The organism is Pseudomonas anguilliseptica (assembly GCF_021375795.1).
GTDB classification, from domain to species: domain Bacteria; phylum Pseudomonadota; class Gammaproteobacteria; order Pseudomonadales; family Pseudomonadaceae; genus Aquipseudomonas; species Aquipseudomonas anguilliseptica_A.
On sequence record NZ_JAEIOI010000002.1, the window covers coordinates 258,229 to 273,038 of the forward strand.

The 14,810-nt window shown below is 61.4% G+C and carries 11 protein-coding genes; 7 read left to right on the top strand and 4 right to left on the bottom strand.

Going from position 1 to position 14,810, the window contains the following annotated elements; genetic code table 11:
* Positions 1–21 precede the first annotated feature (21 nt).
* On the bottom strand, positions 22–3,732 hold the full coding sequence (gene metH / locus IOD17_RS09075; RefSeq protein ID WP_233684778.1) for a methionine synthase: 3,711 nt from the start codon (positions 3,730–3,732) through the stop codon (positions 22–24).
* Positions 3,733–3,895: 163 nt separating this feature from the next.
* On the opposite strand from metH, the gene IOD17_RS09080 reads away from it, so the two are divergent.
* The gene (locus IOD17_RS09080; RefSeq protein ID WP_233684779.1) at positions 3,896–6,175 is read left to right on the top strand and encodes a fatty acid cis/trans isomerase; all 2,280 of its coding nucleotides are present in this window, start codon (positions 3,896–3,898) and stop codon (positions 6,173–6,175) included.
* 78 nt (positions 6,176–6,253) lie between these two features.
* Here the strand turns inward: IOD17_RS09080 and IOD17_RS09085 are convergent, their stop codons facing one another.
* Positions 6,254–7,819 (bottom strand): methyl-accepting chemotaxis protein, encoded by a 1,566-nt coding sequence (locus IOD17_RS09085; RefSeq protein WP_233684780.1) that lies wholly within the window; start codon positions 7,817–7,819, stop codon positions 6,254–6,256.
* 279 nt (positions 7,820–8,098) lie between these two features.
* Between IOD17_RS09085 and rlmM the strand changes: the two genes are divergently transcribed.
* The 3 genes from rlmM (at position 8,099) to IOD17_RS09100 (ending at position 9,990) form a co-directional block, all read left to right on the top strand.
* Positions 8,099–9,154 carry a 23S rRNA (cytidine(2498)-2'-O)-methyltransferase RlmM gene (gene rlmM / locus IOD17_RS09090; RefSeq protein ID WP_233684781.1) on the top strand — a complete coding sequence of 352 codons (1,056 nt, stop codon included), beginning with the start codon at positions 8,099–8,101 and terminating at the stop codon, positions 9,152–9,154.
* 129 nt (positions 9,155–9,283) lie between these two features.
* A complete protein-coding gene (tusA, locus tag IOD17_RS09095) occupies positions 9,284–9,535 on the top strand; it encodes a sulfurtransferase TusA (protein WP_233684782.1) in 252 nt (83 codons plus the stop codon).
* Positions 9,535–9,990: a gamma-glutamylcyclotransferase family protein gene (locus IOD17_RS09100; RefSeq protein ID WP_233684783.1), complete on the top strand. Its 456-nt coding sequence runs from the start codon at positions 9,535–9,537 to the stop codon at positions 9,988–9,990. Before tusA ends, IOD17_RS09100 begins: the two co-directional genes overlap by 1 nt.
* A gap of 3 nt (positions 9,991–9,993) precedes the next feature.
* Here the strand turns inward: IOD17_RS09100 and IOD17_RS09105 are convergent, their stop codons facing one another.
* Positions 9,994–11,367 (bottom strand): MATE family efflux transporter, encoded by a 1,374-nt coding sequence (locus tag IOD17_RS09105; RefSeq protein WP_233684784.1) that lies wholly within the window; start codon positions 11,365–11,367, stop codon positions 9,994–9,996.
* Between the two features lie 168 nt (positions 11,368–11,535).
* Here IOD17_RS09105 and pdxB point away from each other — a divergent pair, with 168 nt between their 5' ends.
* Entirely contained in the window at positions 11,536–12,678 is a 1,143-nt protein-coding gene (gene pdxB / locus IOD17_RS09110) for a 4-phosphoerythronate dehydrogenase PdxB (protein WP_233684785.1), read from the top strand.
* 39 nt (positions 12,679–12,717) lie between these two features.
* On the opposite strand, the gene IOD17_RS09115 is transcribed toward pdxB, so the two are convergent.
* Entirely contained in the window at positions 12,718–12,894 is a 177-nt protein-coding gene (locus IOD17_RS09115; protein ID WP_418904259.1) for a PA1571 family protein, read from the bottom strand.
* A 138-nt stretch (positions 12,895–13,032) separates the two neighbouring features.
* Here IOD17_RS09115 and IOD17_RS09120 point away from each other — a divergent pair, with 138 nt between their 5' ends.
* On the top strand, positions 13,033–14,148 hold the full coding sequence (locus IOD17_RS09120) for an ATP-NAD kinase family protein (RefSeq protein WP_233684787.1): 1,116 nt from the start codon (positions 13,033–13,035) through the stop codon (positions 14,146–14,148).
* An 85-nt stretch (positions 14,149–14,233) separates the two neighbouring features.
* Entirely contained in the window at positions 14,234–14,809 is a 576-nt protein-coding gene (locus IOD17_RS09125) for a DUF1287 domain-containing protein (RefSeq protein ID WP_233684788.1), read from the top strand.
* The last annotated feature ends 1 nt before the right edge of the window (position 14,810 follow it).

The following is a 14,810-nucleotide window of genomic DNA, read 5'->3' on the forward strand; positions in this document are numbered from 1 at the left end:
GGCGAGCAGTGAGGGTGTTACTTAGTTGTCATAGCCCAGGTTGGGCGCCAACCAGCGCTCGCTGACGTTCAAGTCCTGCTTCTTGCGGGCGGTGTAGTTTTCCACCTGGTCCTTGTCGATTTTGCCGACCGCAAAGTACTGCGCCTGCGGGTGAGCAAAGTACCAGCCGGACACCGCGGCTGCCGGGAACATGGCGTAGTGTTCGGTAAGGAATACACCGCTGTTGCCGGCCTTGTTGAACTCGGCCGCCGGGTCAAGCAGGGCGAACAGGGTTTTCTTCTCGGTGTGGTCCGGGCAGGCCGGGTAGCCGGGAGCGGGGCGGATGCCTTTATAGGCTTCCTTGATCAGTTCCTCGTTGGTCAACTGCTCGTCGGCGGCGTACCCCCAGTAGTTTTTGCGCACCTGCTCGTGCAGCCATTCGGCGCAGGCTTCGGCCAGGCGGTCGGCCAGGGCTTTGACCATGATGCTGTTGTAGTCGTCGCCGGCGTCCTGATAGGCCTTGGCCACTTCCTCGGCACCGATACCGGCGGTGGTGATAAAGCCGCCAACATAGTCAGTGATACCGCTGTCTTTCGGTGCAACAAAGTCGGCCAGTGAGTAGTTCGGCTTGCCGTCCGGCTTGATGGTCTGCTGGCGCAGGTGGTGCAGGGTGGCCAGTTTCTCGCCGTTGTCGGCGTAGACGTCCAGGTCGTCGTCATTCACCTGATTGGCGGGCCAGAAGCCGAAGACCGCGCGGGCGCTGATGAGTTTTTCGTCGATCAGCTTTTTCAGCATGGCCTGAGCATCGGCGTACAAGGCCGTTGCCGCTTCGCCGACCACTTCATCGGTGAGGATGCGCGGGAACTTGCCGGCCAGGTCCCAGGAGATAAAGAACGGCGTCCAGTCGATGTACTCGGCCAGGGTCGCCAGGTCGATATTGTCCAGCACCTTGACGCCAGTAAAGCTCGGTACGCTGGGCTGGTAACTGGCCCAGTCAAACTGCGGTTTGTTGGCGACTGAGGCGGCGTAGCTCAAACGCTCGGTGCGGGCACTGCGGTTGGCGGTGCGCTCGCGCACTTCGATGTAATCCAGACGGGTGCGCTCAACGAAGTCCGCTTTCAGCTCTTTGGACAGCAGCTGAGTGGCTACGCCCACAGCGCGCGAGGCGTCGGTGACGTACACCACGGCATCGTTCTGATACTTGGGCTCGATCTTCACCGCCGTGTGCGCTTTCGAGGTGGTGGCGCCGCCGATCATCAACGGCAGGTGGAAATCCTGGCGCTGCATTTCACGGGCGACATGCACCATCTCGTCCAGCGACGGGGTGATCAGGCCGGACAGGCCGATGATGTCGCACTTCTCGTCCTTGGCCACCTGCAGGATTTTCTCGGCCGGCACCATCACGCCCAGGTCAACGATGTCGTAACCGTTGCAGCCCAAGACCACACCGACGATGTTCTTGCCGATGTCGTGCACGTCGCCTTTAACGGTGGCCATGAGGATCTTGCCCTTGGCTTCCGGCTTGTCGCCTTTCTCGGCCTCGATAAACGGAATCAGGTGGGCCACCGCCTGTTTCATCACGCGGGCGGATTTGACCACCTGCGGCAGGAACATCTTGCCGGCACCGAACAGGTCACCGACCACGTTCATACCGGCCATCAACGGGCCTTCGATCACTTCGATGGGGCGCGCGCATTGCTGGCGGCATTCTTCGGTGTCTTCGACGATGTGCGTGGTCACGCCCTTGACCAGCGCATGCTTGAGGCGCTCGACCACGTTCCAGGTGCGCCACTCTTCGGTTTCCGCTTCCTTGACGCTGCCGTCGCCCTTGTAGTTGCCGGCAATCGCCAGCAGCGCTTCGGTGGCGCCGGCGTTGCGGTTGAGCACCACGTCTTCCACCGCGTCGCGCAGCTCTTTGGGAATCTCGTCGTAGATTTCCAGCTGACCGGCGTTGACGATACCCATGGTCAGGCCGTTCTGGATCGCGTAGTACAAGAACACCGAGTGAATCGCTTCACGCACCGGGTTGTTACCACGGAAGGAGAACGACACGTTGGACACGCCGCCGCTCGACAGGGCATAGGGCAGGTGGTCGCGGATATAGGCGCAGGCCTCGATAAAGTCGACCGCGTAGTTGTTGTGCTCTTCGATGCCGGTGGCCACGGCGAAGATGTTCGGGTCGAAGATGATGTCTTCCGGCGGGAAGCCCACTTCGTTGACCAGAATGTCGTAGCTGCGCTGACAGATCTCGCGCTTGCGCTCGGCTGTGTCAGCCTGGCCGACCTCGTCGAAGGCCATGACCACCACGGCGGCGCCATAGCGTTTGCACAGGCGGGCGTGGTGCTTGAACTGCTCGACGCCTTCCTTCATCGAGATCGAGTTGACGATGCCCTTGCCCTGGATGCACTTGAGGCCGGCCTCGATCACTTCCCACTTGGAGGAGTCGATCATGATTGGCACGCGGGAGATGTCCGGTTCGCCGGCGATCAGATTCAAGAAGGTGACCATGGCCTTCTGCGAATCGAGCATGCCCTCGTCCATGTTGATGTCGATCACCTGGGCGCCGGCTTCCACCTGCTGCAGGGCGACTTCCAGGGCTTCGGTGTAGTTGTCCTCGCGGATCAGCCGGGCAAACTTGGCCGAACCGGTGATATTGGTGCGCTCGCCGACGTTGATAAACAGCGAGTTGCGGTCGATGGTGAAGGGCTCCAGACCGGACAGGCGACAGGCCTTGGGAATATCCGGAATGGCGCGCGGCGGGTATTTTCTTACCGCATCGGCAATCGCCTGGATATGCGCCGGCGTGGTGCCGCAGCAGCCGCCGACAATGTTCAAAAAGCCCGAGGCGGCAAACTCTTCAACTACTACGGCCATTTCCGCCGGGGTTTCGTCGTATTCACCAAAGGCATTTGGCAGACCGGCGTTGGGGTGCGCGGAGACAAAGGTGTCGGCTTTGTTGGCCAACTCTTCCAGGTACGGGCGCAGGTCGCTGGCACCGAGGGCGCAGTTCAGGCCCACGGAAATCGGCTTGGCGTGGCGCACCGAGTTCCAGAAGGCTTCAGTGGTCTGCCCGGACAGGGTACGGCCGGAGGCGTCGGTGATGGTGCCGGAAATCATGATCGGCAGCTCGAAGCCCTGCTGCTCGAAGACTTCCTGCACGGCGAAGATCGCCGCCTTGGCATTGAGGGTGTCGAAGATGGTTTCGATCAGGATCATGTCCGCGCCGCCTTCGATCAGGCCGCGGGTGGCTTCCACATAGTTTTCCACCAGCTCGTCAAAGGTGACGTTGCGGTAGCCAGGGTTGTTCACATCCGGGGAGATCGAGCAAGTGCGGCTGGTTGGGCCCAGCACGCCGGCGACGAAACGCGGGCGATCGGGGGTTTCCAGCGTCTTGGCATCGGCCACGCTGCGGGCCAGACGCGCGCCTTCGACGTTCAGCTCATACACCAGGCTTTCCATGCCGTAGTCGGCCTGGGATACCTGGGTGGCGTTGAAGGTGTTGGTTTCGAGGATATCCGCGCCGGCATCCAGATACGCCTTCTCGATGGCACCGATCACGTCCGGACGGCTGAGGATCAGCAGGTCGTTGTTGCCTTTGACGTCCTGCGGCCAATCGGCGAAGCGTTCACCTCGGTAATCGGCTTCTTCCAGCTTGTAGCTCTGGATCATGGTGCCCATGCCGCCGTCGAGGATCAGGATGCGCTCGGAAAGAGCCTTCTGCAGAGCGTGGAGACGGGCGGTGCGATCGGACATGGGGAACTACCTGGGGAGCGGAAACAAAGGTGGCGATGATAGCAAAGCTGCGTGCTTTTGCAGTGGTCTGCGCTTTCACATGAATCCTGCTCATGTTTGTTGATTCGCCTTGCTTGCCTGGCGCCAGCTAGAATCGGTGCTTGGTCTTTTCAGGGATGTGCTTATGTTCTGCCGCTTACTGCTTGGCGCGTGTTTATTGTTCATCGGCTCGCTGCAGGCGGCGCAGCCGGTTTCCTTCAGCCGCGACGTGCAGCCGATCTTTACCAAGAACTGTGTGGCTTGCCATGCCTGCTACGATGCGCCGTGCCAGCTCAATCTGGGCAGCGCCGCAGGGGCAGAGCGTGGGGCAAGCAAAACTGCGGTGTACAACGGTACGCGCACCCAGGCTCAGGCTACTACGCGGCTGTTTCTCGACGCGCATGACCAGGCGGCCTGGCGGCGCAAGGGCTTTACCTCGGTGCTGGATGCGCAGGGCAGTCAGGCGGCGCTGATGGCGCGTATGCTGGAGCTTGGGCACCAGCAGCCGCTGGCCGCCAACAGCAAATTGCCGGCGCAGCTGGATATCAGTATCAACCGCGCCAACCAATGCCCGTTGCCACAGGAGTTTGCCGAGTTCGCCCGCAAGAATCCGCAAGCCGGCATGCCGTTCGCGGTGACTGGCTTGAGTGAGGCCGACTACCAGACGCTGCAGGCTTGGATCGAGCAGGGCGCGCCGGTCGATCAGCAGGCGCTGCAGGCCAGCGCCGCCGAGGCGCAGCAGGTCGCCACCTGGGAAGCCTTTATGAACGCCCCCGGCGCCCGCGAGGCGCTGGTGTCGCGCTGGCTCTACGAACACCTGTTTCTCGCCCACCTGCATTTTGCCGGTGGCGAAGCGGGGCACTTCTTCCAGATGGTGCGTTCGCGCACGCCCAGCGGCCAGCCAGTGGATGTCATCGCCACGCGGCGACCCAATGATGACCCCGGCACCGAGTTCTATTACCGGTTGATCCCGGTGCAGGGCGTGATTGTGCACAAGACCCACATCACCTACGGGTTGAGTGCGGCCAAGCTGGCGCGGGTCAAAGAGTTGTTCTTTGCCAGTGACTGGCAGGCCGACGCCGTGCCTGGTTATGGCCTGCAGCGCCGTGCCAATCCATTCGAGACCTTTGCTGCGATTCCCGCGCAGGCGCGCTATCAGTTTATGCTGGATAACGCCGAGTACTTCGTGCGTACCTTTATTCGCGGCCCGGTATGCCGCGGGCAGATTGCCACGGATGTGATTCGCGACAACTTCTGGGCGCTGTTCCAGGACCCGCAGCACGACCTCTATATCACTGATGCCGAATACCGCGAGGAGGCCACCGCGTTGTTGGCCATGCCGGGGCAGCTTGATGGCATCACCGATCTGCCGGGCCTGTGGCGCAGCTACCGGGACAAACGCAATGCTTATGAAGCGCTGCGTATGCAGCGTTATGCCGATGCTCCCGCACCTAGCTGGTCGCATATCTGGGCCGGCAACGACAATGCCTTGCTGTCGATCTTCCGCCAGCACGACAGCGCCTCGGTGCGCAAAGGGCTGATTGGTGAAGTGCCGCAAACCCTCTGGTGGATGGATTACCCACTGCTGGAGCGCACCTACTACCAACTGGTGGTGAACTTCGATGTGTTTGGCAACGTTTCACACCAGGCGCAGACCCGTTTGTATTTTGACCTGATCCGCAATGGTGCCGAGGTCAACTTCCTGCGTCTGATGCCGGCCGAGTCACGCAAGAGTTATCTGGATGATTGGTACCAGAGCAGCGGCAAGCTGAAAATCTGGCTGGATTATCAGGCCATCGACAGTGACAGCCCGAGTGCGCTGCACTTGATCGCAGGTGACCCTAAACGCAGCTTTGTCGAAACCCTGCTGGAGCGTTATGGCAGCTTGAATGCGCGGCCCGATCCGATCAACCGCTGCACGGGTGCGCATTGTCATCGCTCCGGCATAACCGCTGAGCTACAGCGTGCCGAGCAATCCCTGAGTCGCTTGACCGGTAAACCAGGGGGCACGCTCAAGGTGATCAATCAGTTGCCGGAAGCCACACTGTTACGCGTGGAGTTGACTGACGGGCAGCGTGAGATCTATAGCCTGCTGCGCAACCGTGCGCACAGCAATGTGGCCTTTATGCTGGGCGAGGAACTGCGCTACCAGCCAGCGCTGGATACCCTGACGGTGTATCCCGGTGTGCTAAGCAGCTACCCGAACTTTATCTTCAATGTTCCGGCAGAGCAGGTGGCGGACTTCGTTGCTGCGCTGGAACAGGCACGTTATCAGCCAGCGTTTGAGAAGGTTGTCGAGCGCTGGGGCATTCGCCGTACGCATCCCGAGTTCTGGCGCTATTTCCACGATATGTCGGCGTATATCCAGCAGACTGAACCGGTGGAAGCCGGCGTGCTGGATATGAACCGCTACGAGAATTTGTAGGAGCCAGCTTGCTGGCGATCAGCGGATCACAGCATCGCCAGCAAGCTGGCTCCTACAGAGCAGTACACCGTTGCTTTTTTAGCGGTTAAAGCGTTCGACCAGTGCGTACTGACCGTTGGCGGTGGCCGTCAGGGCTTCGCTGAGCAGGGCGGTGTCATGCGCCTCGCCCGCGGTCTGGTCGGCCAGGTGGGCGATGGTGGTGATGCTGCGGTTGACCTCATCGGCCACTGCGCTTTGCTCTTCGGCGGCCGCGGCGATCTGGTTGGCCATATCGGTGATATTGGCTACTGCGTCGCTGATACCGGCCAGCGCTTCGTCGGCCTGCTGCACACGTTCAACCCCTTCGTCTGCCTGCTTACGGCCGATTTCCATGGTCAGTACCGCTTCTTCTGCGGTGCGTTGCAACTTGGCGATTAACTGGTGGATCTGCCCGGTGGATTCGGCGGTACGCTGCGCCAGCGAGCGCACTTCGTCGGCCACCACGGCAAAACCACGGCCCATTTCCCCGGCCCGCGCCGCTTCGATGGCGGCGTTGAGGGCGAGCAGGTTAGTCTGGTCGGCAATGCCTTTGATCACATCGACCACGCCGCCGATTTCAGTGCTGTCCTGGGCCAGGCGTGTCACCGTTTCACCGGTATCGCCGACCGATTGCGACAGGCGCTGAATAGCTTGACGAGTTTCGCTGGCAATGCTGCGGCCGGCACTGGTCAGGCGGTTGGCATCCTGGGTGGCGATGGCAGTGCGGGCGACGTTGCTGGCCACTTCCAGTGTGGTGGCGGCCATTTCGTTGATGGCAGTGGCCACCTGATCGGTTTCGTTGCGCTGCCGCTCAAGTCCGGCGGAGCTGTTGTGCGCCAGCGTGTCGGCCTGCTTGGCTTGCAGGGTGAGCTGTTCGGCGGTGTCCTGTAGGCGGGTCAGGCAGGTTTTCAGGCGCGCTTCCTGGCTGAGGATGGACATTTCCAGGCGAGCCTGCGCGCCGCGGCTGTCGGTGTACATCTGCGCGATCAACGGGTCTGATGTGGTCTGGTCGGCCAGGCGCAGCAGGCGTTTGAGGCCGCGCTGTTGCCAGTTCAAACCGGCCAGGCCGAGCGGCACCGAGAGTGCCGCCGCCAGGGCAAAGCCCCAGCTGGAGTCGAGCCAGGCACCGATCAGGAAGCCGATCTGACTGACCAGAATAAATGGCAGCCAGTCCTGCACGATGGGCAGCCAGCGGTCACTGCCAGGAATCGCTGATTTGCCGCTGTTGATACGTTGGTACAAGGCTTCGGCGCGACGTACCTGTTCGGTAGTCGGTTTGACCCGCACCGACTCGTAGCCGATCACCTGATTGCTTTCTGTCACCGGGGTGACGTAGGCGTTGACCCAATAGTGGTCACCGTTCTTGCAGCGGTTCTTGACGATGCCCATCCACGGTCTGCCTTTCTTCAGGGTATTCCACATATGCTGGAACACTGCTGGCGGTACATCGGGATGGCGCACCAGGTTGTGCGGCGCACGAATCAGTTCGTCACGGGTGAAGCCGCTGATCTCGACAAAGGCATCATTGCAATAGGTGATCTGGCCTTTGAGGTCGGTGGTGGAAATCAGCCGTTGCTGCGCGGGGAATGTGCGCTCACGTTGAGTAATAGGTTGGTTATTGCGCATGGTGAGTTCTATTCCTTTAAGCGTTATCAGTACTTCGGCTGTTTGCTGCGCAAGTTTAGCTCGCGATCTCAGAGGTAACCGATAGAGACAAAAGTCGTGGCTTGGTGATGCCGGTGCGACCGAATGGCTGGTTGGCAGGCCATAGCGGCCTGGCGCAGTGCAAGCAGTCTAACCCGAAGGTTGTGGCGCAGGCGAAGCGTGCATGGTCATGTAACCGTTGAGGAAACAAACGGCAACAGAGCCAGTCGGCTATGATGCGCGCCTTGAGGAGAGTGACCGATGAATAGCTTGCTGTTGCACTGCCGCCCCGGATTTGAAAACGAGGTCTGCGCAGAGATCGCCGAACAGGCTGCGTTGCTGAATGTGGCCGGGTATGCCAAGGCCAAGCCGAACACGGCTTGCGCAGAATTTATCTGTACCGAGGCTGATGGTGCTGAGCGCCTGATGCGTGGGGTACGTTTCACTCAGCTGATCTTTCCTCGGCAGTGGGCGCGCGGCGTATTTATTGACCTGCCGGAAACGGATCGCATCAGTGTGCTGCTGGCTCACCTGGCCGACTCGCCGGTGTTTGGCAGCCTGTGGCTGGAAGTGCTGGACAGCAACGACGGCAAAGAGCTGTCGAATTTCTGCAAGAAGTTCGAAGCGCCGCTGCGCAAGGCCCTGAGCAAGGCCGGCAAGCTGGTCGACGATGCACGCAAGCCGCGTTTGCTGCTGACCTTCAAGAGCGGTCGCGAGGTGTTTGTCGGCATGGCCGAGGCGAATAACTCGGCGCTCTGGCCCATGGGTATCCCTCGGTTAAAATTCCCCCGCGAAGCACCGAGCCGTTCGACCCTCAAACTGGAGGAGGCCTGGCACACCTTCATTCCCCGCGAGCAGTGGGATGAGCGCCTGTCCGATGAGATGACCGGGGTTGACCTCGGTGCCGCGCCGGGCGGCTGGACTTATCAGCTGGTCAAGCGCGGCATGCTGGTAACCGCCATCGACAACGGGCCGATGGCCGAAAGCCTGATGGACACCGGCCTGGTCAACCACCTGATGGTCGACGGCTTCACCTGGACGCCCAAGCAGCCGGTGGACTGGATGGTCTGCGATATTGTCGAAAAGCCGGCGCGTACCGCGGCGATGGTGGAAACCTGGATTGGCGACGGCCATTGCCGGGAAGCGGTGGTCAACCTCAAGCTGCCGATGAAGCAGCGCTACGCCGAGGTTCGTCGCCTGCTGCAGCGCCTAGAAGATGGCTTTGCTGCGCGCAAGATCAAGGTGTCGATTGCCTGCAAACAGCTGTACCACGACCGCGAAGAAGTCACCTGTCATCTGCGCCGCTTAGGTAAATAGCCTGTCCACTGGCTCCCTCGCTGCGGCTGCAATGGCCGCAGCGAGGGAGCTCAGCAGTTTTCCAGCAGCACCAGATGACCTCGGGGTCAGCTTTGCGCGAGAATAGCGGCCTGCTACTGGAGCCTGCCGATGTCTTTGCAAACCCCTGCGATTCCCGATGATACCCTCGACGCCACCGGGCTGAACTGCCCGGAGCCGGTGATGATGCTGCACAACAAGGTGCGCGACCTGCCGGCTGGTGGCCTGCTCAAGGTGATTGCCACCGACCCCTCGACCCGTCGCGATATTCCCAAGTTCTGCGTGTTTCTCGGCCATGAGCTGGTGGAACAGGCCGAAGAGGGCGCGACTTATCTGTACCTGATCCGCAAGAAAGCCGACTGATGGATTGGTACTTCGCCTACGGCTCGAACATGAACCCTGCGCGCATGCAGGCCCGCGGCTTGTCTGTGAGCGAGGTATTGCCAGGGCGCTTGCCGGGTTACGGTCTGTGCTTTGACAAGCGTGCCGCTGACCGTGCGCCGGGGCGCGCCTACGCCAATATCCGTTATCAGCGCGATGGCGTGGTGGAGGGTGTGCTGTATCGCCTGCAGGGCGCTGACGAAATCGCCAAGCTGGATTACTTCGAAGGTACGCCGATCTATTACAGCCGTGAGCGCATGCCGATTGTCACGGCTGGTGGTGTCCAGGCCGCTTGGGTGTACATCGCCAACCCGGCGTTTCGCCAGGTCGGCCTGTTACCCAGTGCCGACTACCTGGCGCATTTGCTGGCGGGGCGTGAATGGCTGCCCTCGGCCTATTGGGACGCGCTGGCGGCGCATCCCTGCCACCCGGATTAAGCGCTAACTGGCCATGCGGATGCGTTTGCGCGCGCTGCCGGCCAGGCGTACGGCGAGCATGCCGCCGGCGCAGGTGAGGCCGACCACCAGCCCCTGCCAGAGCCCGCTGGGGCCGCTTGGCTCGCCGAACCAGTCGGTCAGGCCGAGCACATAACCCACCGGCAAGCCGATGCCCCAATAGGCGAACAGGGTCAGAATCATGGTCACACGGGTGTCCTGATAACCACGCAGCGCGCCGGCTGCGGTTACCTGTATGGCATCGGAGAACTGGAACAGCGCCGAATACACCAGCAGGGTGGTGGCCACCGCAATTACTGCACCGTCCGGGGTATAGATCTGCGCAATCTGCTCGCGCAACAGCAGCATCAGGCTGGCCGACAGGCAGGCGTAGCCGAGTGCCGCCGCCATGCTCACCCCGGCGGCAAAGCGCGCTTCACGGGGCTCGCCACGCCCCAGCGCCTGTCCGACGCGCACGGTGGCGGCCATGCCCAGGGAATAGGGGATCATAAACACCATGGAGCTGAAGTTCAGGGCGATCTGGTGCCCGGCCACCACGGTGGCGCCCAGGCCGCCGATCAGCAGCGCGATCACCGCAAAGATGCTCGACTCGGCAAACACCGCAATGCCAATCGGCAGACCGACCGAAAGCAGGCGCTTGAGCACCGCCCACTGCGGCCATTCGAAGTGGCTGAAGATTCTGCTCGGCTGATAGAACGGTGCCCACTTCACCCACCAGAGCATGCTCAGGAACATAAAACCCATCACCAGACCGGTGGCCCAGCCGCAGCCGACGCCGCCCATGGCTGGCAGGCCGAGCTTGCCGTAGATAAAGATGTAATTGAGCGGAATATTCAGTGCCAGACCGCACAGGCCGATGACCATACTCGGCCGGGTATGCCCGAGGCCGTCACTGAAGCAGCGCAACACGTGGTACAGCGCTACGGCCGGAAAGCCGCAGGCCACGGCGCGCAGGTAACCCATGGCCGGTTCGATCAGCGCCGGGTCGACGTTCATCAGGCTGAGGATGATTTCCGCGTTCCACAGAATCAGCGCTGCCGCGATGCCTACGGCCAACGCCAGCCACAGTGCCTGGCGCACCAGCGGGCCGATCTCGGCATGCGCGCCTGCGCCGAAGCGCTGCGCGACCTTGGGCGTGGTGGCCAGCAGAATGCCGGTCATCAGCAGAAACACCGGCACCCAGATCGAGTTGCCCAGCGCCACGGCGGCCAAGTCCTGCGGGCTGACCCGGCCGGCCATCACGGTATCGACGAAGCCCATGGCGGTGTTGGCCAGTTGGGCAATGATGATCGGCGTTGCCAGCTTCAGCAGGCTGTAGAACTCGGTGCTGACGCGTTGCAAGCGGGTTTGGGCAAGCATTGAGGTGTATCCGGCTGTATATCAGGAAACCGTGCAGTCTACGCCTTGACGGCTTGGTCAGGAAACCTTGTTGCGTGATGTTTCAGTGCAATCGGCGCATCACACGAGTCAGCGTAGCCAAGCGCTGCCGGCAGGTTAGAATGCCGGCCTGATTTGTGGAGCACAGCCATGCGCATCGTCGCTGATGATAATATCCCTCTGCTTGATGAATTCTTTGCCGGTTTTGGTGAAATTCGTCGCCTGCCCGGTCGCAGCATCGATGCGGCTGCGGTCGTCGATGCTGATCTGTTGCTGGTGCGCTCGGTGACCCAGGTTAACCGCGCGCTGCTCGATGGCTCGCCGGTGAAGTTTGTCGGCACCTGCACAATCGGAACCGACCATCTGGACCTCGACTATTTCCAGCAGGTCGGCATCACCTGGGCCAGCGCGCCGGGCTGTAATGCCCGTGGTGTGGTCGATTATGTGCTGGGCAGCCTGCTGGTATTGGCCGAGCAGCAGGGCGTTGATCTGGCGACGCGCACCTATGGGGTAGTCGGCGCGGGGCAGGTTGGCAGCCGTTTGCTCAAGGTGCTGCGTGGCCTGGGCTGGCGTGTACTGGTCTGCGATCCGCCGCGTCAGGCGCTGGAGGGTGGTGATTTCGTCAGTTTGCAGCAGGTGCTGGATGAGTGTGACGTGATCAGCCTGCATACGCCGCTGGAGCGCCTGGGCGATCACCCGACGTATCACCTGTTCGATCATGCGCGACTGGCATCACTCAAATCCGGCAGTTGGCTGATCAATGCCAGTCGCGGTGCGGTGGTGGATAACCAGGCCTTGCGCGAGTTGCTGGCGCAACGCAGTGATCTGCAGGTGGTGCTGGATGTCTGGGAAGGCGAGCCGCAGGCCGATGTTGAACTGGCCGCGTTGTGCCGCATCGCCACGCCGCATATTGCCGGCTACAGCCTCGACGGCAAGCTACGCGGCACGGCGCAGATTTATCAGGCGTTGTGCCAGTACCTGGGTGTGGTGCCCAGCGTTGAACTGCAGCAACTGATGCCTGCTGCCTGGCTAAGTGAGCTGACTATCGATGCCAGCGCTGACCCGGCTTGGGCCTTGTCCAGTATCTGCCGCGCGCTGTATGACCCGCGCCGCGATGATGCGGATTTTCGCCGCAGCCTGCAGGGCGATGCGGCAACCCGGCGTGCGGCGTTTGACGGGCTGCGCAAACACTACCCGATGCGACGGGAAATCGACGGGCTTAAGGTTTCTGTAAAAGGTGATGCGCCGGCGTTGGTCAGCTTGGTGCAGGCGTTGGGCGCGAGATTGAATTAGCTGTAGCGAAGGGCAGCGAATGCTGCCCTGGCAGGAAACTTACTTACGGTTTGCGGCTTGCTTTTGAGCTTTTTCAAACGCGGTGCAGGCCTGTTGGATCATCTCTTCGGTGATCGGGATTTCGCGGCCATGGGCGTCGATGACAAAGCCACCAATCGGCATGGTCGGGGCTTTTTGCGAATTCTGTTGTTGGCTGTGCATGGCTGGTCTCCTCATCGGTTAGCGCGATTTTATGAGTGTTAGATGAAGGCGCTATGACAACTGCGACGGCAGAAAACCGCCGCAAGACACAGGGCAAATCAGTCATTGCAGGCACTGTGCCAGGTGCACGTAGGTATTGAATCAGAGGGTGTTATGGGGCTTTTCCATATTGGCTTGATCATCAACCCATTGGCCGGGCTGGGCGGCCCGGCGGGGTTCAAAGGCAGTGACGGCATGGCCGAGCAGGCCCTGGCTTTGGGGGTTGAAGCCAAAGCGGCGCTGCGCACGCAGACGGCGCTTGAGGTGCTGCTGCCGCTGCGTGATCGCCTGGAAATCGTCACCTTTCCCGGCGCCATGGGCGCCGATTTGCTTGCCGAGATGGGCTTTGCCCACCGTGTGGTCGGCGAGTTGGGCGAAGGCCCGAGCAGCGCCGCTGATACCCGCCAGGCTGTCGAACTGCTACAGGATGCTGGTGTCGCGCTGATTCTGTTTGCTGGTGGCGATGGCACGGCGCGAGATATCTGCGCGGCGGTACGTGAAGGTCAGCCCGTGCTGGGGATTCCGGCTGGGGTAAAGATTCAGTCCGGGGTCTACGCCATCAGCCCACGCGCAGCCGGTGAGCTGACTGCACGGCTGGTCGAGGGCGGCCTGGTGCGTCTGAGCAGCGGTGAAGTACGTGATATTGATGAAAGCGCCCTGCGTGAAGGTCGGGTGACGGCGCGCTGGTATGGCGAACTGACCGTACCGCAGGAAGGCGGCTATGTGCAGCAGGTTAAGCAGAGCGGCGTCGAATCCGAAGAGCTGGTACTGATTGACCTGGCCGACTGGCTGCAGGACAGCTGGGAAAGCGATGTACGTTATGTCTTCGGCCCCGGCTCGACCCTGCATGGCCTGGCGCAGAATCTCGGCTTGCAGACCACGCTGCTGGGCGTCGATGTGATCGAGAATGGTCAGCTGCTGGCCAGCGATGTCACCGAGGCGCAGCTGTTCGAGCTGGTTGATGGTCATCCCGCGCGGCTGCTGGTGACTGCGATTGGCGGTCAGGGCCATATTATTGGCCGTGGCAACCAGCAGATCAGCCCACGGGTGCTGCGCGCCATCGGCCTGGAAAACCTGCGGGTGGTCGCCACCAAGCGCAAGCTCGGCACACTGGAAGGTCGGCCGTTGCTGGTGGACAGTGGTGATACGGTGCTGGACGATGCCTTCCCCGATGTGGTGCGCGTGTGGGCCGGTTATAAGGAAGAGCTGCTGTATCCGGTTGCACGCTGAAGCTAAAGGGTAGGAGCCAGCTTGCTGGCGATCATTGGTCAATCGCCAGCAAGCTGGCTCCTAGAAAAGGCTCGGGAGATTTTCAATGCGTGTTGTGCTGACTCTGTTATTGGGTTGCCTGCTGGCCTTTGACGCCTGGGCACTGCAGGCCGATGCCCTGGTCACAGCGGCCCGCGAGCAGGTCGGCGTAACCCTGAGTTATGACCCTGCTTACCGCCGCCTGAGTTACCCCAATGGTGATGTACCACTCAATACCGGTGTGTGCACCGATGTGGTAATCCGCGCGCTGCGCCAGCAAGGCCTGGATTTGCAGCAAGCGGTGCATCAGGATATGCGCGCTAACTTTCGCCTGTATCCCAAGAACTGGGGGCTAAGCCGCCCCGACAGCAATATTGACCACCGCCGCGTGCCGAATCTGATGACCTGGTTCAAACGCCAGGGCTGGTCGCTGCCGCCTGGCCAGGATGCTGCGCGCTATCGCCCTGGCGATATCGTCACCTGGGATCTGGGCGGCGGCCTGACCCATATCGGCATTATCAGCGACCGCCAGGCTGGCAGCGGGGTGCCCCTGGTGCTGCACAATATCGGCCGTGGCACTCAGGAAGAGGACATCCTCTTTAGCTTTAAGATCACCGGCCATTACCGTATCCCGGCCGCCTAAG